19 protein-coding genes and 1 tRNA gene are annotated in these 18,867 nt (G+C 70.7%); all 20 read left to right on the forward strand.

The features are described from left to right. Positions 1-438 precede the first annotated feature (438 nt). On the forward strand, positions 439-2,079 hold the full coding sequence (locus tag Q0937_RS09305; protein ID WP_299302803.1) for a sodium-dependent transporter: 1,641 nt from the start codon (positions 439-441) through the stop codon (positions 2,077-2,079). A 112-nt stretch (positions 2,080-2,191) separates the two neighbouring features. After that, positions 2,192-2,299, forward strand: a complete 108-nt coding sequence (locus tag Q0937_RS09310; RefSeq protein WP_299302805.1) for a methionine/alanine import family NSS transporter small subunit — start codon at positions 2,192-2,194, stop codon at positions 2,297-2,299. Positions 2,300-2,769: 470 nt separating this feature from the next. Beyond that, a complete protein-coding gene (locus tag Q0937_RS09315) occupies positions 2,770-3,720 on the forward strand; it encodes a hypothetical protein (RefSeq protein ID WP_299302808.1) in 951 nt (316 codons plus the stop codon). Then, complete coding sequence (locus Q0937_RS09320) at positions 3,717-4,148, forward strand: phage holin family protein (protein ID WP_299302811.1); 432 nt, start codon at positions 3,717-3,719, stop codon at positions 4,146-4,148. The genes Q0937_RS09315 and Q0937_RS09320 overlap by 4 nt, the downstream gene beginning before the upstream one ends. Continuing rightward, positions 4,145-4,756: a DUF3618 domain-containing protein gene (locus tag Q0937_RS09325; RefSeq protein ID WP_299302814.1), complete on the forward strand. Its 612-nt coding sequence runs from the start codon at positions 4,145-4,147 to the stop codon at positions 4,754-4,756. Before Q0937_RS09320 ends, Q0937_RS09325 begins: the two co-directional genes overlap by 4 nt. A 267-nt stretch (positions 4,757-5,023) precedes the next feature. Continuing rightward, positions 5,024-5,111 (forward strand) — tRNA-Ser (locus Q0937_RS09330). 308 nt (positions 5,112-5,419) lie between these two features. Continuing rightward, entirely contained in the window at positions 5,420-6,715 is a 1,296-nt protein-coding gene (locus tag Q0937_RS09335) for a hypothetical protein (RefSeq protein WP_299302817.1), read from the forward strand. 136 nt (positions 6,716-6,851) lie between these two features. Then, positions 6,852-8,147 carry a hypothetical protein gene (locus tag Q0937_RS09340; RefSeq protein ID WP_299302820.1) on the forward strand — a complete coding sequence of 432 codons (1,296 nt, stop codon included), beginning with the start codon at positions 6,852-6,854 and terminating at the stop codon, positions 8,145-8,147. 33 nt (positions 8,148-8,180) lie between these two features. Beyond that, on the forward strand, positions 8,181-9,527 hold the full coding sequence (locus tag Q0937_RS09345; RefSeq protein WP_299302823.1) for a hypothetical protein: 1,347 nt from the start codon (positions 8,181-8,183) through the stop codon (positions 9,525-9,527). Positions 9,528-9,713: 186 nt separating this feature from the next. Next, entirely contained in the window at positions 9,714-10,817 is a 1,104-nt protein-coding gene (locus Q0937_RS09350; RefSeq protein ID WP_299302826.1) for a hypothetical protein, read from the forward strand. Continuing rightward, positions 10,817-11,386 (forward strand): hypothetical protein, encoded by a 570-nt coding sequence (locus Q0937_RS09355; protein ID WP_299302829.1) that lies wholly within the window; start codon positions 10,817-10,819, stop codon positions 11,384-11,386. Before Q0937_RS09350 ends, Q0937_RS09355 begins: the two co-directional genes overlap by 1 nt. Before the next feature lie 37 nt (positions 11,387-11,423). After that, positions 11,424-13,211 carry a hypothetical protein gene (locus Q0937_RS09360; RefSeq protein ID WP_299302832.1) on the forward strand — a complete coding sequence of 596 codons (1,788 nt, stop codon included), beginning with the start codon at positions 11,424-11,426 and terminating at the stop codon, positions 13,209-13,211. A gap of 1 nt (position 13,212) precedes the next feature. Then, positions 13,213-13,677 carry a hypothetical protein gene (locus Q0937_RS09365; protein WP_299302835.1) on the forward strand — a complete coding sequence of 155 codons (465 nt, stop codon included), beginning with the start codon at positions 13,213-13,215 and terminating at the stop codon, positions 13,675-13,677. 11 nt (positions 13,678-13,688) lie between these two features. Next, positions 13,689-14,489 (forward strand): hypothetical protein, encoded by an 801-nt coding sequence (locus Q0937_RS09370; protein WP_299302838.1) that lies wholly within the window; start codon positions 13,689-13,691, stop codon positions 14,487-14,489. A gap of 12 nt (positions 14,490-14,501) precedes the next feature. Next, positions 14,502-15,059, forward strand: coding sequence for a hypothetical protein (locus tag Q0937_RS09375; RefSeq protein WP_299302841.1), 558 nt, complete (start codon positions 14,502-14,504; stop codon positions 15,057-15,059). 4 nt (positions 15,060-15,063) lie between these two features. After that, positions 15,064-15,942: a hypothetical protein gene (locus Q0937_RS09380; protein WP_299302844.1), complete on the forward strand. Its 879-nt coding sequence runs from the start codon at positions 15,064-15,066 to the stop codon at positions 15,940-15,942. A 2-nt stretch (positions 15,943-15,944) separates the two neighbouring features. Further along, on the forward strand, positions 15,945-16,589 hold the full coding sequence (locus tag Q0937_RS09385; protein WP_299302847.1) for a hypothetical protein: 645 nt from the start codon (positions 15,945-15,947) through the stop codon (positions 16,587-16,589). Next, complete coding sequence (locus Q0937_RS09390; RefSeq protein ID WP_299302850.1) at positions 16,589-17,602, forward strand: PASTA domain-containing protein; 1,014 nt, start codon at positions 16,589-16,591, stop codon at positions 17,600-17,602. Before Q0937_RS09385 ends, Q0937_RS09390 begins: the two co-directional genes overlap by 1 nt. Further along, on the forward strand, positions 17,595-18,290 hold the full coding sequence (locus Q0937_RS09395) for a PASTA domain-containing protein (RefSeq protein ID WP_299302853.1): 696 nt from the start codon (positions 17,595-17,597) through the stop codon (positions 18,288-18,290). The genes Q0937_RS09390 and Q0937_RS09395 overlap by 8 nt, the downstream gene beginning before the upstream one ends. A 23-nt stretch (positions 18,291-18,313) precedes the next feature. Further along, positions 18,314-18,847 (forward strand): OsmC family protein, encoded by a 534-nt coding sequence (locus Q0937_RS09400; RefSeq protein WP_299302856.1) that lies wholly within the window; start codon positions 18,314-18,316, stop codon positions 18,845-18,847. Positions 18,848-18,867 lie beyond the last annotated feature (20 nt).

Consider the following 18,867-nt stretch of genomic DNA (forward strand, 5'->3'; position numbering starts at 1 on the left):
CAGACGGCTCCGCGAGCAGGAGCGAACGGGTGCGAGCAGGCACGGACGGGCGCGAACTGCGGCGAGCAGGCGCGAGCAGTACTGCCCTCTGACGTGGGTGACCGGACCACCAGCGCGCACAGATTCCGCAGGACGGTACGATCTGCTCAGTGCCCTGCGGCGATCCCGCAGCCGTGCTTCCCGTGCGGACCGCTCACCCTGCGATCCGTGGTCGCCTCCCGGCGGCCACCCCGTCGCCCTCGTGGCGACGAACCCGTCGTCCCCCGATGGACAGCGCCATCGCGCACCGGTGACGCCCCGTCGCTCGACGTCAGCGCCTGTCGCTCCTCGTGGCAGTTCCCGGTCGCCGTCCCCGCGGTGATCCTTCCCCGGGTCGTCATCGTCGTCGGCCCCTCTCCTGCGCCGTTCCCCCGCGGCGCTGCTCCCCGGAGGCTCTTCATGAGTGCATCGTCCCCATCCGCCAGCTCCCCTGCGACGAGCGCCGACCGCGGCGCCTTCTCGGGCCGCACCGCGTTCATCTTCGCCGCCATCGGCTCGGCCGTCGGGCTCGGCAACATCTGGCGCTTCCCGGCCGTGGCCTATGAGAACGGCGGCGGCGCGTTCATCCTGCCGTATCTGGTCGCGCTGCTGACCGCCGGCATCCCACTGCTGTTCCTCGACTACGCGCTCGGGCACCGCTGGCGCGGCTCGGCGCCGGCCGCGTGGCGCCGCTTCACGCGCTGGACCGAATTCATCGGCTGGTGGCAGGTGCTGATCGCGCTGGTCATCGCGCTGTACTACGCGCTGATCCTGGCCTGGGCCACGAACTACACGATCTTCTCCTTCGACCAGCGCTGGGGCGACGACGCCGGTGCCTTCTTCGGCGAGTACACCCAGGCTCTCAGCGGGGCCGATGCCACCGTCAGCTTCGACTTCGTACCGCCGGTGCTGATCTCGATGATCGTGGTCTGGCTCGCGGTGATCGTGGTGATGGCCCTCGGCGTGCACAAGGGCATCGCCGCCGCCTCTGTCGTCTTCATCCCGCTGCTGATCGTCATGTTCATCATCCTGGTGGTGCGCTCGCTGTTCCTGCCCGGCGCCATCGACGGCCTCGACGCCTTCTTCCAGCCCAACTGGGCCGCGCTGACGGACCCCGGCGTGTGGATCGCTGCCTACGGCCAGATCTTCTTCTCGCTCTCGGTGGCGTTCGGCATCATGCTCACCTACTCCTCGTATCTGAAGAAGAAGACCGACCTCACCGGCTCCGGCCTGGTGGTCGGCTTCGCGAACTCAGGCTTCGAGATCCTCGCCGGCATCGGCGTGTTCTCCGCACTGGGCTTCATGGCCCAGGCACAGGGCGTCGCCATCGACGAGGTCGTCACCTCCGGCGTGGGCCTCGCGTTCATCGCCTTCCCGACCATCATCAGCCAGGCCCCGGCGGGCGCCATCATCGGCGTGCTGTTCTTCGGCTCGCTGGTGCTGGCCGGTTTCACCTCGATGATCTCCATCGTCGAGGTGGTCATCGCCGCGGTGCAGGACAAGTTCGGCATGGCGCGCATCCCGGCGACCCTCGCGGTCAGCATCCCGATGGGCGTGGTCTCCACGCTGCTGTTCTCCACCACCATGGGGCTCCCCCTGCTGGACGTCATGGACAAGTGGGCCAATGAGTACGGCATCGTCGCGGCCGCCGCCGTGTCCACGATCGTCGTCTCCTACGTGGTGCGGGGCCTGCCCACCCTGCGCGACCACCTCAACCAGCGCGGCACCTTCCCGATCGGGAAGATCTGGATGCTCTGCGTGGCGGTGATCGCGCCGCTCGTGCTCGGCATCTCGCTGATCCTCAGCACGATCACCCTGGTCACCTCCGAGACCACGTACAGCGAGTACCCCGGCTGGTTCAACCTGGTCTTCGGCTGGCTGATGGCGATCGCCCTGGTGGTCATCGCGATCGGGCTGTCGCTGATCCCGTGGTCGAAGAACTCCAACCTCTACAAGACGGACTCCGACGGCGATCCGATCGCCCCGGAGGTCGTGGCCGGCAAGGGCCTGGTCACGGATCCCGAGGCCGCGACCCCGCACGAGCTGCGCAGCGCGCCGTGACCTCGGGGCGGCGCGGAGAACGGCCGGCCGAGATCCGGCCGGACCCGCACCGCCCCCGTCCGCTCATCCGCCGCTCTGCTCACACCGTCCTTCCCACCACACAGGAGTGATCATGTCCTTCGCCTCCATCGTCATGATGATCATCGCGATCGTCACCGTCTGGGGCGGCCTCGTCGCCGCCATCATCAACCTCACGCGCCACCCCGAGGTCAAGGACTGAGCCCGGTCCAGCTGCCTCGGGCCGAGCGGACTTCGCCTCCCGTTCCTGCTGTCGGCGCGTGGGCGTGCACTACGGAGATATCTCCGCAGCGCGCACCCGCGCGCCGGCTCTCGTTCAGGGTCTGACGGCCCCGGCATCGACGCCGGACCCTCCGATCAACCGGTTGGTACTCCCCCGACTGCCGGCCTCACGCCTTCTCCGCGACTGCCGCAACGGGATCATCCCACCGCCGCCCGGAGGACCCGTGCGTCCCAGGCAGCGGGCCGGCACACCCCTGTGACCCGGTGGTGGACGGCTTGCCTCGCCGCCCGAGAGCGACCGCGCACGAGTCCCGCCGCCCTGGGACGGCGCGGATATTAGCAGGCGTGTCGCGCTATCGACAGGGCCTTTGCAGAGTCACCGGGTGTGCCTAGTGTCATGAGCGTCCTCACACCACGTCGGTGTGCGCTCCGAACACTGGGAGGTACGTCATGACCGATCCTCACCGTCCGCAGGACGAGACCCATCGCGCGGATCCGTGGAGCTCGCCGCCGGTCCCGGTTCCCCCGCAGCAGCCGGTGCCTGTTCCCTCGCAGCAGCGGGTTCCCGATCGCCCGCAGCAGGCCTCCGAGGAATCCACGAGCCAGCAGGCCAAGAACGCCGCCGGCGACGTCGCGCATGACGCCCAGGACGCCGGCCGAGCCGTCGCCGATACGGCGCGCAGCGAGGCCGCCGGGGTGAAGGATGACGCGGTGCGTGAAGGCCGCAAGCTCTGGGACGAGACCACGTCCACGCTCGGCACTCAGGCCTCCGATCAGCTGCACCGGGCCGCGGGCACCGTGCGCACGTTCAGCGATGATCTGGGCCGCATGTCCCGCGGCGAGCAGCCCGAGGAGGGTCTGGCCAAGGACCTCGCAGGTCAGGTCACCGAGCGTACGGATGCGATCGCCGGGTGGCTTGAGAACCATGAGCCGGCCGATGTGCTGACCGAGGTGAAGAGCTTCGCCCGCCGCCGACCGGTGGCTTTCCTGGCGATCGCCGCCGGCGTCGGGTTCGCGGCTGGCCGCCTCACCCGCAGCGTCGCTCAGAGCCACAGCGATGACCACGGCTCGGAGGGACAGACCTCGCATCGTGCGCTGGTCGAGCACCCGTCCCCGGACGCCGCGACCCTGCGCGGTGCCGGCCGGCAGTACTCGTACTCCCCCACGGGCGAGGTACCCCCGCCCCCGGGCGGCGGGACGGCCGTTCCGCCGCCTGTCTCGGGCGCCCAGGTGCCGGGCGGTCCCCAGCCGATCAGCCCCGACGCCACGCCCGTCACCTCGGTGCCGCCGCAGCCGCCCACGCGTCCCCCGCAGCCGCAGCCGGGTGCTGCGCTCCCGGAGCCCCCGCAGCCTCCAGGGCACCGGGCCACCGACCCGTATGGACGGGGTGGGGACCGGTGAGCTCCCCCGTCACCCCTCCCCCCACCGATGCTGAGCGACGCGCGGAGACCGAGTCCGTCGGAGCCCTGATGTCCCAGGTGACGACGGATCTCTCCGTTCTCATCCGGCAGGAGATGGCGCTCGCCAAGGCCGAGTTCACGGCGTCCGCGAAGGAGGCCGGGAAGGGCGCCGGCATGTTCGGCGGCGCCGGCATCGCCGGACACTTCGTGCTGCTGTTCCTGTCGATCGCGCTCTGGGCGGCGATCGGCGGCACCGCCGTCGGCTACGCGTGGTCCGCAGTCATCGTCGCTCTCCTCTGGGCGATCGTGGCCGCTGTCCTCGCCCTGCTCGGCAAGAAGAGCATCGACGAGGTCGACGGGATGCCCCGCACCACGGAGACGCTCAAAGATATTCCCGACGCAGTCACACCTTCGAAGGAATCACGATGACACAGCAGAATCCCGATGAGATCCGTGCCGATATCGAACGCACCCGGGCCACCCTGTCCCGCGACGTCGACGCCATGGCCGAGAAGGTCACGCCCTCGAAGGTCGCCCATCGCCAGGTGGACAAGGTCAAGGACGCGGTGGGCGGCGTCCGGGACCGCGTGATGGGCTCCGCCGAGGAGACTGGCGCGCAGATGTCCGATCGCGCCTCCGAGGCCAAGGGCTCCCTGCTCTCGGCAGCGGATGACGCCTCGCACGCCGCGCGCCGGGCACCCCACCAGGTCGCGCGGAAGACGCAGGGCAACCCTCTCGCCGCAGGCGTCATCGCGCTCGGCGTGGGCTGGCTCGCCGCCTCGCTCATCCCGGCTTCCGACAAGGAGCAGCACCTGGCCTCACGCCTCGAGGAGAAGGCGCAGCCGGTACTCGACGACGTGAAGGATCAGGCGAAGCACGTCGCCGAGGAGCTGAAGGAGCCGGCGCAGCAGGCCGCGGAGACCGTGAAGGAATCCGCGACCGAAAGCGCCGAGGCCGTGAAGTCCGAGGGCCAGTCCCAGAAGGACGACGTCGTGGAGTCCGCCAAGGGCTCCGCAGAGGACGTCCGCCACAGCTGAGATCGCCGGCCGGGGACTGCCCGGCAGGCGTTCGGACCCGCGCGGTCCGGCGTCTGCCGGGCTTCCCTCTGTGACGTCGGCCGTCGCGGGACCCGCCGCACGCTCCGTCGAGGACGGGCGCGTGGGAGCACGCTCTGGCCATATATCCGGAGCGTGCTCCATAGCGCCAGTACTCGTCCACTTCAAGGGCCGAATGTGACCTGCGTCGGTCCGGTTCGCACCACCCCGGGGTGTCGGGTACGCTATCCACTGCTCTTCTAGAGCGCTGGAGGATTCGCCTAGCGGCCTATGGCGCACGCCTGGAACGCGTGTTGGGTTAACGCCCTCGGGGGTTCAAATCCCCCATCCTCCGCCAGTGGAGATAGCCCCTGACCTGCGACGTGATCGCCTGTCAGGGGCTATTTCCCTTTCCGGGGACCGCAGCCCGAGCCGAGAGTGGGCCAGGGGCGCGGTTCCGAGCTCCCGCCGCGCCCCAGGCTCGTGACCGCATCGGAACGTCGCCCGCCGCCCCCGACGTCGATGCACGTCAGCGGGACGGAGCACACCGGGGACCGGCGGTCGTGGCAGCTCCACACGCACCCGTGGGCATCCTTCGCCTTCTTCCGTGCGGCCTGCACGGTTATCCTTCGCCCAGCAGAGGCTGACAAAAGCGAAGGGGAGCTGATGTCGAACGCAGGATGGGGTGGGCCCGGCAACGGGCCGCAGGGCGGGGCATGGCAGCAAGGGGCTCCGCAGGGAGGGGCGCCACAGAGTGGCCAGCCGCAGCCCGGCGACGGGCAGCCCGCCAGCCCGTACGGTGCTCCCTCGCCCGCCCCCTGGCAGTCACCGCCCGCAGCCCCGCAGACTCCCGGCCAACCCCAGGGCCCGGGCGGTCCGGGCGGTCCCGGCCACCCCCACGGTCCCGGCGGCACCCAAGGCCCCGGCGGCCCGCAAGGCCCCGGCCACCCGCAGGGCCCGGGTGGCCCCGGCAGCTTCAGCCAGCAGCCCCCGCGCAGACGCCCCTGGGCGCTGATCGCCGTCGCGCTGGGCTGCGTGCTGGCGATGGTGCTCGTGGTCGGGGGCGGCATCACCTACCTCGTGCTGAGCCGCGATGGGGATGACTCCGCAATCACCGCCGACTCACCGGCAGATTCGCCGACCTCCGGTGCGGTGGAGTCCCCCACTCCTGCGGAGGCGAGCACGCCTTTCGAGGTGGTCGTGCCCTATGACCCGCCGACCGGCACCGTCGATGAGCTGTGGCAGGTCATGTCGGACAACCCGCTGACCGAGGGCACGTTGCCCACGCTCGGCACCTGCGACCTGCCCGCAACTCCGGTGGAGCCGAGCGTCGAGGAGCTGCAAGCCGTGCTGACCGCGGCCTCGACCTGCCTGAACCAGCTCTGGGCCACGACGAGCTCTGACCGCGATCTGCCGTGGCTGAGCCCGAAGGTCGTCGTCTACACGCACCCGGATGTCCCCGCGGAAGCGGTCTGCGACTCCCAGTTCTCCGCAGACGCCCCCCGCATGTGCAACCTGGATTCCACGATCTACTGGCCCGTCGGCTACGGGACCGCCTCGGACCTCACCGATCCGGCGAACGTGCCTGGCGCCTACCTGTGGGACCTCGCCTACACCTATACGAACACCGCGAGCTGGAACAGCTCGCTGACGGTCTACTACGTGACCATGCGCGATGAGCTCGAGACCACCGACCCGCAGCGCTTCGACGAGGCCTGGCGACGGTTCACCCTGCAGAGGTTGTGCCTCGCCTCCGCCGCATCGATGCAGTTCCCGACCGACGCCGAACCCACTCCGGCGGTCCGGGAGATGCTCACCGATCCTGGCAACTGGTCCGAGGGCGAGCCTCCGGAGAACATCAGCCCCGAGTCCCGGTCCCTGTGGATCGAGCGCGGGTTCACCGCCCAGGGCGACCTCTCCGTCTGCAACTCCTGGGTGGCCGATCTCGAGCAGGTGAGCTGACCGTGTCGGCGGTCGGTGCCGCCCTCGCGAGGAGAACGAGATCCGTGGTGACAGCCGAGTGCGGTCCCCGCCCATCGCGCGGCCTGCGCGGATATCCTGCCAGCAGCAATGACGTGGCGGAAGCGAGGGGGAGCTGATGTCCAGCGCAGGATGGGGTGGTCCCGGCAACGGTCAGCAAGGGCCAGATCAGCAGGGACAGAACCAGCAGGGACAGAACCATCCCGGAGGCTGGCAGGCGCCGCCGCCCCCGCCGCAGTCGGCGCCTCCCGCGATGGGCGCTCCGGGCTATGGCGGCACCGGGCAGCACGGACCCGCGGGCCCCGGCTACGGCGGTCCTTCCGGCCCCGGCGGTCCTTCCGGTCCCGGCGGCCCCTATGGCCCCATGTGGTCTCACGGCCCTGGTGGCTTCGGCCAGCAGCCTCAGAAAAAGCGGCCGTGGGCGCTGATCACCGTGGCACTGGGCTGCGTGCTGGCGATGGTGCTCGTGGTGGGCGGCGGTATCACCTATCTCGTGCTCAGCCGCGGTGGGGAGGAGACCCCCGTCGCCTCCGATCCTCCGCCCGAGACCGATCCGGTGATCGACCCGGAGACCGATCCGGGCTCCGAGTCCCCGAGCCAGGACGTCACCACTCCCCCAGAGGAGGAAGGCTCCGGCTTCGAGGTCGTCTCCCCGATCGACCTGCCGCCCGGCGATATCGACGACATGCGGGCAGTCCTGGAGGACAACCCGCTGGTCCACGGCACGCTGCCGTCTCTGCCGGAGTGCGAGCTCCCCGACACTCCGATCTCCCCGACTCCCGAGCAGCTGCAGGCCGTGCTCAACGCCTCGTCCACCTGCCTGAACCGGATCTGGGCCACGGCGAGCTCGGACCGCGGGCTGCCCTGGGCGGGGCCTTCCGTCGTGGTCTACACCTACCCGGACATCCCTGCGGACTCCTCGTGCGATTCGAGCTTCGAAGAGGACTTCCCCCGGATGTGCAACCTCGACAACACGGTCTACTGGCCCATCGGCTACGGCACCGCGCTCGACTTCCCTGACGCGGCGGATGTCCCAGGGGCGTATCTGTGGGATCTCGCCTTCATCTACCAGAACGCTGTGGGCTGGCAGAGCTCGATGTCCATCTACTACGGGACCATGCGGGACATGCTCGAGGACGGCAACGACGAGGAGCTCCTGAACGAGTCCTGGCGGCGCTACAGCCTGCAGATGCAGTGCGTGTCCTCGGCGGTCGCCATGCAGGTCCCCTCCGGGGCCGAGCCCACCCCGGCTCTGCGTGAGGCCCTCACCAAGCCCGAGAGCTGGGTCGAGGGTGAGCCTCCGTACAACATCTCCCCGGAGAACCGGGCGAAGTGGCTGGAGATCGGCTTCAGCTCTGGCGGCGACCTGTCCGCCTGCAACACCTGGTTGGCCGATGCCGAACAGGTGAGCTGAGCAAGGATCAGAGAGTCCGGCGGCAGGAGGATGATGAGCAGCAGGGCCGACGGGATCGATCCCTCCGACGAGCCCGACGACGCCACCACCGTGCAGCGCCCCGCCTTCCCGGGCCATGGCACCACGGCGGGCTCTGCTCCGGCGCCGGCCCCTGGTGGCGGGGCCCCGCGCCCAGTGTCGTCGGACGTCATCGCGCGTGCCCCCTTCGGCCGCGACCTGATCCCCGATCACGCGCCGATCCAGCGCTTCGACCAGCGCCCACGGTTCGAGACCCCGCCACCGCAGCAGGCGACAGCGCAGGCCGCCCCACCTGCCTCCTCGCCCGGCGCCCCCTCGACCCCGCAGCCCCCTCCACCGCACGCAGCACACCCACCCCCGCCTCCCCACACACCACCACCGCCACCACCCGGGATCGACGCCACCACCGGGCCCGGACCCCGCAGGCTGCTGATACCGGCGCTCGCCTTCGGCTGCGCGATGCTCCTGCTGCTGGGGATCGGGGGCGGTCTCACCGCTCTGTGGCTCACCGGTCCTCGTCAACTGCCCTCTCCTGCGGCGAGCGCCGAGCCCGCCACCGCAGCGGAGGAGACCGAGCCGGGTATCTGGCAGCCGCTCGAGCCCGGGCAGGTGCCGACCGGCACCGCGGACGAGCTGCAGCAGGTCCTCGCCGAGAACCCGCTGCTCGAGGCGCGACTGCCGGTCCCGGCGCGATGCTCGCTGCCCGCGACCGAGGGTGGCGCGGTGCCTGCCGCGGAGCTGCCGGCCTATCTCGAGGCGGGCGCCGAATGCCTCGGCGCCGCCTGGGGTGAGGCGCTGGCGCCGACGGGCATCGACTTCGATGCGCCTGCGGTGGTCGTCCACACCGCGGAGGGACCGCCGAGCGAGACCGCCTGCCCGGCCGCGGCCTTCACCGGCTCGGCGCCGGTGATCTGCCATGACGACAACACGCTCTACTGGCCCGCCGACTGGGACCCCGGCTTCTCCCATACCTCTGCGGAGGAGGCGCCGCAGCTGTACCTGTGGCACCTCTCGTACTCGTACACGGTGTTCGTGCTGGCCTCCGCCTCGCTGGACGGCTACTACGGTGCGCTGCTGCTCGAGCTGGCCGACGATCCGGGCCGCGCCGACGAGGCCCAGCGGCGCTGGGCGCTGCAGATCTCCTGCCTGTCCTCGGCGGCGGCCTTCCAGATGCCGCAGGGGGTGCGACCCACCGGTCGGGTGGAGGAGTTCATCAGCTCGGTCGAGGCGCAGGGCGAACCGGTCATCGCCGGTGATCCCGCCCAGGAGTCGCGAGCCGCCTGGGTGGGCACTGGACGGGACAGCCGCGGGTTCCTCGGCGAGTGCTCCGCCTGGAACGCCGACGCCGCCCCCGTGGCGTGATCAGAACGATCGGCCCTCGAGCCTGCGCCCGCCACCCGGCCACCGCTCCGATAGATCCGACACGCCGGGATTGGTAGCTATTCGACCAAATCGGGCATACTGTGGTGTGCGTCACAGTTCGTAGGGTCCACCTCGTCGTCGAGGTCGGCCCCGCGGTCCCGTTTGCTGCACTCCTGGGGGAGAGCAATGGCCACCGAACCTCTGAAGCGTCTGCTCATCCGCTCGATCGGAGCTGCCTCTCCGCAGGATGCCGCCCAGGTCGCACTCGGCCTGGGCGTCACGGTCCCGGCCATGCTCAGAGCGTTCTATCAGGCACCGTCCACGCTGGCGGACGAGCTCCCCGAGCCCACCGCCGTCGCCATCGCCGAGGTGCTGAGCTCCCTGGGCTGCGAGGTCGAGGTCGTCGACCAGGACGGTCCGCCACCGGCGCCGGGGCCCCTGCTCGACGTGGCGGTCCGAGTCCTCGACGAGAGCCGCTTCGAGCTGATCGTCGCTGCGGCCGCCGCGTTCCTCGGCTGCCCCGACGAGGACACCCGTCGGCTGCTGCTCGCCTCCCCACCCGTCCTCATCGGACAGGTGAGCCCTGCCACCGTCGAGGCCCTGCGTCGACGCCTCGGGGCAGGTGCGGAGGTCATCACCTCGGACCCCGCCGCGGCCCGTTACGACCTGCTGCTCGGCGACTGCCCGGCCCCGGTCCGCGCCCGCCTCCTGACCGACCTCCGTGCCCGCGGGATCGACTCCTCCCCCACCGGGCCCTGGCTCGTGCGCGACCTCACCAAGCAGCAGGCGGACAGCATCTGGGACGCGCACCGCCGCGTCCCCACACTCCGGCTCGCCAACCAGGATTTCTACCGTTTCGAGGTGGTCCTCGACGGCGGGCACCCCGACGACGCGGCCATCACCGCCCTCGCGTCGGCCGGGATCCCGGCGGACGTCGTCCCCCGGCTGTTCGACGCGCTGCCGATCATCGTCGCCGACGAGCTGCCAGTACCGGAGGCGAAGCGCCTCCTGGCTGCGCTGGCGGCCGCTGGACTCGAAGCCCATGCGGCGCTCACGACGTTCCTGCAGCTCAGCGTGCACATCACCGACTGGAGCTCCCCTCCCCCGGCACGGGCCGCACTGGTCGCCGTCGGCATCTCGGACCCGCCGACGGCACCCCCCTTCGCCGTGGGCCCGTGGCCCGAGCTCACCGCCCGCCTGGTGCGCGGAATGCTCCTGCGCGCCGGCGCCGAGGCCGACCTCGCCGATCCCGACCTCGCCGATCCCGCACTGCTCGACGCGAGCCGGTGATGATGATGGTCCCCACGCTCACAGACGGCGCCGCCCGGCACCTGGGCATCGCCGAGGCCGGCAAGCTCGCCGCGCTGGCCGACGAGCACGACGAAGCGCTCCGCCACTACCGCGAGGCGCTCCGGATGGCGGTCGCCGCCGGCGCTCCCGAGGTGTTCTTCCGCCACTACACCCAGTGCGTGCTCGAATCGCTCGAGCGCACCGGCTCCTATGCCGAGGTGATCGAGTACTGCGAACGCGCGGATCAGCACTATCGCGGAGTCGAGCACCTCACCGCCTTCCAGCGTCGCGACCACGGCGCGATGCTGGAACGCCTCGGCTCGGTCCTCGCGAAATCCGGCCGGCCCGACGAGTCCCTCCTCCTCCTGAACCGCGCCCTCGACCTCGCCGGCGCGACAGCACTGCCGTTGGCCGCCGCCCTCGCCGACTGGCTGCGCCGCGGACTCACCGTCGACCCCCGGCGCCTCACCGAGCTGCAGGAGAGGCACCACTACTTCACCGTGCGGCCGGACCTGGTGAATCCGACCATCGCCACCGCGCTCCCCACCTCCCTCCCCCGCTCCCGCTAATCCCGACCCCCGGGCCGGCCCTCAGAGAGGACGCCCCATGCCCGACCTAGAATCCATGACCCCAGGCCAGATCCTGGCCGACGCCAGCGTCGCCGACTTCATCACCTCGCTCGGCCTCGGGATCGCCGAGGCCCAGACGGCGCTGGACGCCAACTCGGTGAACCAGCTGCCCGAGTTCGTGAAGCCGATCCCTTCCCTGGGCGGCAAGTCGCTGTTCGAGCTCGGCCTCTCGCCGGCGTTCTACCACTACCAGCACGCCGACCTGACCTGCTCGCTCCAGCTCACCCTCAAGGTGGGCAACACCCTCAACGTCGGCGTCGGACTGAACGGCTCCTACGGGGCCGGCGGCACGAGCACCTCCGAGGAGTCCGCCACGGAGACCGAGACCGAGACCGGCACGTCCTCCTCGACCACCGAGCGCAGCGCCCAGCTCGAGGTCCGCTCCACCTCGACCGGCAACCTGGCCGTCGGCGGACGCTCCTTCGCGCTCACCGGCCCGGATGCACTGGCCCGCATCCGTGCGCTCCAGGAGTCCGTGACCGCCGACGCTGCCGCCGACGTCCCCCGGGTGCTCTACGAGGCACCTCGCGATACGTTCGCGATCAGCACCGATGCTCCGAGCGAACGGGTCGTGACCACCGACCGCACCGTCGCCTTCGTCGGCATGGGATTCGCGCGCGGACTGATCCGCATCGACGCCAACGCGGACACCTCCTACCGGCTCCACGACACCCTCACCGTCGACACCACCGCGCAGGCCGATCTCGACGCCTACGCGACCCACGTCGCCGCCCGCATCCAGGCGGAACCCGGCTTCGAAGCCGTCGCATCGACGCTCACGACCCCCCTGGGTCGCGTCCATTTCCGGACGGGTCGGCACAACATCGAGCAGTTCACCGCCGAGGGAGCGCCCCGCAACGACGTCGCCCGGGAGGCCCTCGAGGGGATCGCCCGGATGAGCCAGGTCCTCGGCGTCCGCCTGGACGTCATCGGCCACACCGATGCCCAGCCCTACTCCGGAGGGCGTGCGGTCTCCGACGCCTCCAACCTGGCCCTCGGGCAGCGCCGGGCCGAGGAGGTGCGGGACGCACTGATCTCCTACGGCGCCCCCGCCGGGAACCTCACCGTCACCTCCGACGGCGTGGCAGGTGCCCGCGCTGCCCGCGGGCCCGCTGACCAGGTCCGCTGGCGCAATGTCGACGTCCTGCTCTCACCACGCGTCAGATTCGTCGTGGTCCGCGCGATGTCAGGGGCGGCGACCCTCTCAGGCGTCACCCCCTCGAACCTCACCCCGCCCTGGGGAACGGGCAATGCGTGGATCCATCTGTTCCGTCCCCAGACGCTGCCCCTGACCGGCACGCAGGTGACCATCGACGGCACCGTCTTCCCGCTCTCCGGCGCCCCCGGAGGCGGCGCGGCCTCGGGATCCGCCGAGGCCTACGCCCACAACCTGGCCGCGCTGATCGGCGCGAACACGACGGTGGACTACACCGCCTCCGCGGACGCGAACGTGGTCACCGTCTACCGCAAGAGCTCGCCGTTCACGCTCACGCTCTACACCACCGAGTCGCGCGAGATGTCCCTCTCCGGTACGGAGGATGTCACCGTCACCCGCCAGTTCACCCGGACCAGCACGTCCTCGAACGAGAGCACCGCGAACAGCAACTCGACGGTGGCCTTCGGTGCCACCCTCGATGTGCGCTACAGCCGGCAGTTCGAGTCCACGATCACCGGCAACTCGTCGATCACGGCCCGGCTGGTCTCGATCCCGGCACCGCCCCAGTTCCTGGAGACCATCCAGGACTATCTGCACCAGGACGACTGACATGTCCGAGACGGTCACGGTCACCACGCAGCTGCTCCAGGCACCTCTGCCCTCCATCGTGGAGCAGCTGGGGGTCTCGATCGCCCGTGCCCAGTTCGCCCTGGACACGAACTCCATCGAGCTGGCCAAGGAGCTCGCCACCACCGAGATCGAGGTGGGCGAGGAGCAGTACAGCCTGCTCACGCTCGGCTTCCTGCCCAGCTTCTATGCGTTCACCGAGGCCACCGTTGAGGCACGGCTCAGCTTCTCCATGACGGAGACCACCGAGTTCAGCATCGAGGCGGGCGTCCAGGCGAGGGTCAACGTGGGCATCGCGATGGTCGCGGCGTCGGTGAACGTCGGCTACGCGCGCAAGTTCTCGGTCTCCGCCGAGGGGCAGTCGTCACTCGCGGCACGCCTGGTCTCCCTCCCGCCACCTGAGGGGCTGCTCGAGCTGATGCGCAGCCACTACCCGCCACCTGAGTGAAGGAATCCGCCATGTCCATCGGTCAAGAACTGCTGAACGTCCCCATGGGGGACATGATCCGGCAGATGGCGTTCGCCATCGCCGACGGTCAGGCGGCGCTGGACGCCTCCTCGATCAACACCGCCGAGATGATGGGCGGCCTGACCACCGTCTACGACGAGACGGGCACGGTCACGTTCGACGACTCCCGCGTCTTCTTCGGCTACGAGTACATGAACCTCCCGGACGCGCTCGCGTACGCCGCCGTCGACGATGCCCTCACCGGCACGCTCGACGTCCAGGAGACGCTGAAACTCACCGAGTTCGTCGAGGACGCCATCGCCGCGCTCCCCGGGGGCAAGATATTCGACGATCTCACTCCGGAAGAGCGGGAGCGCCGGATCCGCGTCCCGGTGCGCCACTCGATGATGGAGCTCGGCTTCACCCCGACGTTCTACCAGTTCGTCGACACGATCATCGAGGTGAAGATCGCCATCAAGATCACCCGCACCCACGAGTATGGCTACGGCCGCAGCACGACCTCAGGGACGCAGTCCTCGCGCAGCGGCCGATCCGGCTTCCTGGGCCTGTTCGGGGACCGGACCAAGGAGTCCGCCGTGACCACCAGCCAGGTCGACGCGTCGTACTCCTCGAAGTACTCGTACTCCGCCGAGGGCGCCTCCATCCTGCGCACGAAGATCGCGCCGGTGCCGACACCGCCCGTGCTCGAGGACCGGATCCGGTCGTTCATGGAGACCGAGGAGGAGATGCGCCGCATAAAAATCGACGCCGAGCGCGCGCTGCTGCCCGAATACACCGACCCCGACGCCTGAGCGAGGTGCACCATGTCCGTGTCCACAGAGATGACCAACACGCCGTTCCCCGAGATGGTGAGACTGCTCGGGACCGGCATCGCCGAGGCCCAGTACGAGCTCGACCTGGTCTCGATGAAGATCGCGCGCATGATGGCCGGCTTCGAGCCCGATCCGGAGCCGGTGCCCGGCGAACCCGCCCCCACGCCGCCCGCGGCGCCGGAGCGCACGATGCTAGTCAAGCTCGGCGACGGCAAGGAGTACTCGCTCCTGGAGCTGGGCTTCACACCGACCTTCTACCAGTTCGTCGACACGCTGATCGAGCTGAAGCTCTCGATCTCGACGACCCGGGAGTCGAACACCGAACGCAGCAGCTCCCAGGTCAATGCGGGCGTCTCGGGCAGCGTGGGCTTCTTCAGCGCCTCGGCGTCGATGAGCGTCAGCTCGGTCTCGGCGAGCTTCTCCGCGAAGTACCAGTACTCCTCCGAGGGGTCCTCGCTGATGCGCACCAAGCTGGTGCCGGTCCCCGCGCCGGAGATCCTGCAGGAGCGGATCCGAGCGATGATCACCGCCACCGTCGCCGAGGCGTGACCTCATGCCTCGGCGCAGCTGGCGCGATCTCACCCCGGGCCCGGGCCCTGTTGAGTCCGCGGGCGTCGGCCATTCCCCACCTGCCGCGCCTGCGCCGACGAGCCCTGAGCTGCTCCACCAGGCTGCTGCCGGCGACTCCCGCCTGGCCGGGCTGCTGGCCGAGCGCGAGCGGCTCGAATCCCAGCTGTCCGGGTTGACCAGCCCGGCCGGCGCAGCCGCCGCCGCCGCGGATGCCCGCTATCCGGTCACCGGGCTCAGGGAGCGCCGCGCGGAGATCGCCTCCTGGGCCGACGCTCGCGATGCCCTGGCCGCCGTCCGGGCCGGCGCGGCATCGCTGGGAGGAGTGCGCCCCCGCGGAGGCACCGCACCGTCCGCGTCGGGGCCGGGCGCCCTCACGGGAGCCGGCAGCGATCTTCGCTCGCAGCTGTCCGGGCCGCTCCGCTCGGGGCTCGGCCGCTATGACCAGGTGCGCAGCGCACTCGATCGGTCCGACGAGTTCCTGACCCGCCCTCAACAGCTGGCCGACGGGCTCGCCAGGCGCCGGCAGCAGGCGCAGGAGCTGATGGCCGGTCCTCTGGATCGCGTCGGCAGCTACGCCGAGACGCGCGACCGGGTGCTCGATACGGACTCCGGCGGCTCCGGCGACCTGTTCGCTCGCGCCGAGGCCGCCCGCCGGCGCGCCCTGGAGCGACGCTCCGCGCTGGACCGCGAAGAGCAGCGCGCCGCCGAGCGTCACGAAGGCCGCCACGCGCTGCGGCACGAACAGGGTCGCGCACAGCGCCGAGAGCAGCGCCGTGAGGAGCGCCGGGCAGAGCAGCAGGACACCGAGCGCCTCGACCGGCGCAGCACCACAGCCAGCAGCAGAGCAGAGAAGGGGGTCTGACCATGCCCGATGGCAGATTCATCGCCGACACGCTGGAGACCGTGATCGTGGGGCTCGCCGACTCGATCACGGAGGCGCAGGAGCAGCTCAGTGCGGTCTCCCCACTGGACAGCTCCGGCCGGCCCGTCCCCCAGTACCGACTGCCCTACCTGGATTTCGAGATCGGTTTCCGGCTGGTCACGGAGACCACGCAGGATGGCCGTCGTGCCTTCCTGTTCTTCAAGCCCGTGGGTCGCTCGAGCAGCAGCAGCGAGGTGACCTCGAAGGTCTCGGGCCGCTTCGTCGCCATCCCGCCCGGTGAGGGCATGCCGCTGCCGGTCCTCTCCTTGACCGCGACGGGCAGCGGGGCCACCCGGCAGCTCGCGGTGCAGGCGTCCAGCACCTCCGGGGAGCTGCTCGCCGGCGCCACCGTGCAGCTCAACATCGATCTCGCGACCTCGCAGGCGCTGTCCGCAGCAGCCGGGGTGGCGGACCCTCGGATCCCCGGCAATGTGGCGCTCGGCGCGGCCGTGCTGACCACGGACCCGCAGGGCCGGGCCTCCACCGAGGTGTCCTTCGGCGACCAGCTGCGGGTGGGATCCGTCGTGCTGATCACCGCCGAGCTGGGCACCACCATGGCCCGCATCACCACCGGGAAGGCAGTCTGATGCCGACACTCGCGATCGGTCGCATCGTCGGCCCCGACAACACCCCGGTCACCCGCCGGAGCATCCTGCTGCAGGGCTTCGGGCCCAGAGGCTGGACCACCCTCGAGGAGATCGACGGCGGAGAGTTCGAGATCGAGCTCCCCGACTCCGTACCGACCCCGCGCACGACGGTTCCGGTGGTACTGCGCCTGCTGGACCAGTCCACCCAGACGCCCCACGTCATCTCCTCCGACCCGATCTGGGTCTCCGAGAGGGACCTGCTGCTGGCCGATTTCGGTCAGCTCCGCCTCCTCGAGGAGCCCTACCATCGCAAGGGCCTCAAAGCCGAGGGCCACTCCGTCATCGGCGCCCCCCAGGAGCAGCCGACGGCCGGCGGCGGTGACGACGACGGTGACAACGACGAGTCAGGGCCGGTCATCCGGGACCTGCGCCGCGAGCTGGCCGACAGCCAGACCGCTCTGGGCGGGGTGCGCCGCGAGCTCACTGACAGCCAGGCCACCCTGGACGGGGTGCGCCGCGAGCTGTCCGAGTCCCTCGCCACTGTGGACCGGCTGACCACGACCCTCGGCACGCCCACGAAGGTCGTGGACCTCATCTCCGGCCTCGGCACCCAGCTGAGCATCACCAACACCGAGCTGGCCCGGCAGACCACACCCTTCCGCCTCGCCGAGGTGAAGCTCGACCTGCGCGGCCGCCTCGGCGACGACGGCCAGACGATCGTGATGGACGGCTCCGGCGACGGCTCCGGGCTCAGCGCGGAGCTCGTCGTCGACGCGGCGACCTCGGCGGTCCCGACACAGGGAGTGCCGAGCGTCCTGGGACTCACCGCATCGGCCGCCTCGCGCGTGCTGCGGTCGGTCGGGTTCCGCATGGAGAGCGCCACCCAGCAGCTGTCGGCCGGTCAGGGGATCCCCGGGCAGGCCGTCACCCAGCATCCGGCGCACGGCGGGACTGCCGAGTTCGGCACCGCGGTGCTCGTGGTCTTCGGAGTGAGGAGTGAGAGCGATGAGTGAGACCCAGCTGATCCATGACGTGGTGGCCGCACCGCTGGGCGAGGTGATCGCCTCCGTCGGCGTCGGTGTCGCCGCCGCGCAGCACGCGCTCGACGAGGCATCTCTGGCCGCCGTGCTGGACCTCTACACCGATTCCGACGACGAACGCATCAAGCTCCTGCAGGCCATCGGATACCGGCCCACCTTCTACGCGCTCCCGTCGACCACCGGCGAGGTGAAGGTGTCGCTCCGGCTCGGCAACGGCGCCGCCGGCACCGATGGCACGGGTGTCACACCGCTGCCCGTCACCCGATCGGAGACCGCGATCGTCCCCGCACGGCTCGGGCTCAACCTCCTGCCGGCGACGCTGTACGCCACTCCCGTCGATGCCGGCTACGCCAACCAGTACGGCTACACGGCGGACATCTCGGCCACCCTCACCTTCACGATCGTGCCGATCCCCCCGCCCCAGGGGGCCGACGAACTCCGCGTGGTGCCCGACCTCGTCGGCCGCACCGTCCTCGCCGCCCGCACCGCCCTCGAGGCGCTGGGGCTCGCCGTGAGGATCATCGAGGCGGGCGGCGCGTCCGTCTCCGTCGCCGACGAGGAGCCGGTGCTCTCGCAGGTGCCCGTCACCGGGACGGTGCGCAGCCTGGGCGACGCGGTCACGCTCACAGTGGCTACCCCCGACGCTCCTCGACCCGGATGAGCATCGCGGCGTAGCCTCGAGCGATGGTGACCGAACCTGCCCCCGATTCCGCTCGCGCTCCAGGGACCGGCGACCCCGCTGCCCGAGCGCTGTACACCGCCCGGGTCGAGAACACCGGTGGCACCTCCGGCCGGGTGCTGGTGAAGGGCTCCTCCGCCGTCGACCTCGGATCTCCCGAGGCCCGCGCGGGCGGGGAGGTCAGCACAGGCGCGGAGGTCGCACTGCCCACGGGCGGTCCCGTCGAGGGAGCTGAGGGATTCAACCCCGAGCAGTTCCTGGCGATGGCCTGGAGCACGTGTCTCGGGGAGACGCTGCGGGTGGTGCTCGCCGAGCAGGGACTCTCCGCGGAGAGCGCGGTGAGCGTCGAGGTGGGGCTGCATCGTGACCCGGCCGGTGGCTTCTGCTTCGCCCCCCGGGCCCTGATGAGCATCGAGGGCGTCGGCCCGGCCCGGGCCCAGGAGCTGGCCGAGGCCGCGCACGCCCGCTGCCCGGTCTCCAAGCTGCTCCGCGGGCAGGGTGAGCCCGTCGTGGAGCTGAGGGGCCACAACAGAGGGTGATGGAGGACATAACCGTCTGA

This window comes from uncultured Brachybacterium sp. (assembly GCF_947500705.1).
GTDB lineage: Bacteria > Actinomycetota > Actinomycetes > Actinomycetales > Dermabacteraceae > Brachybacterium.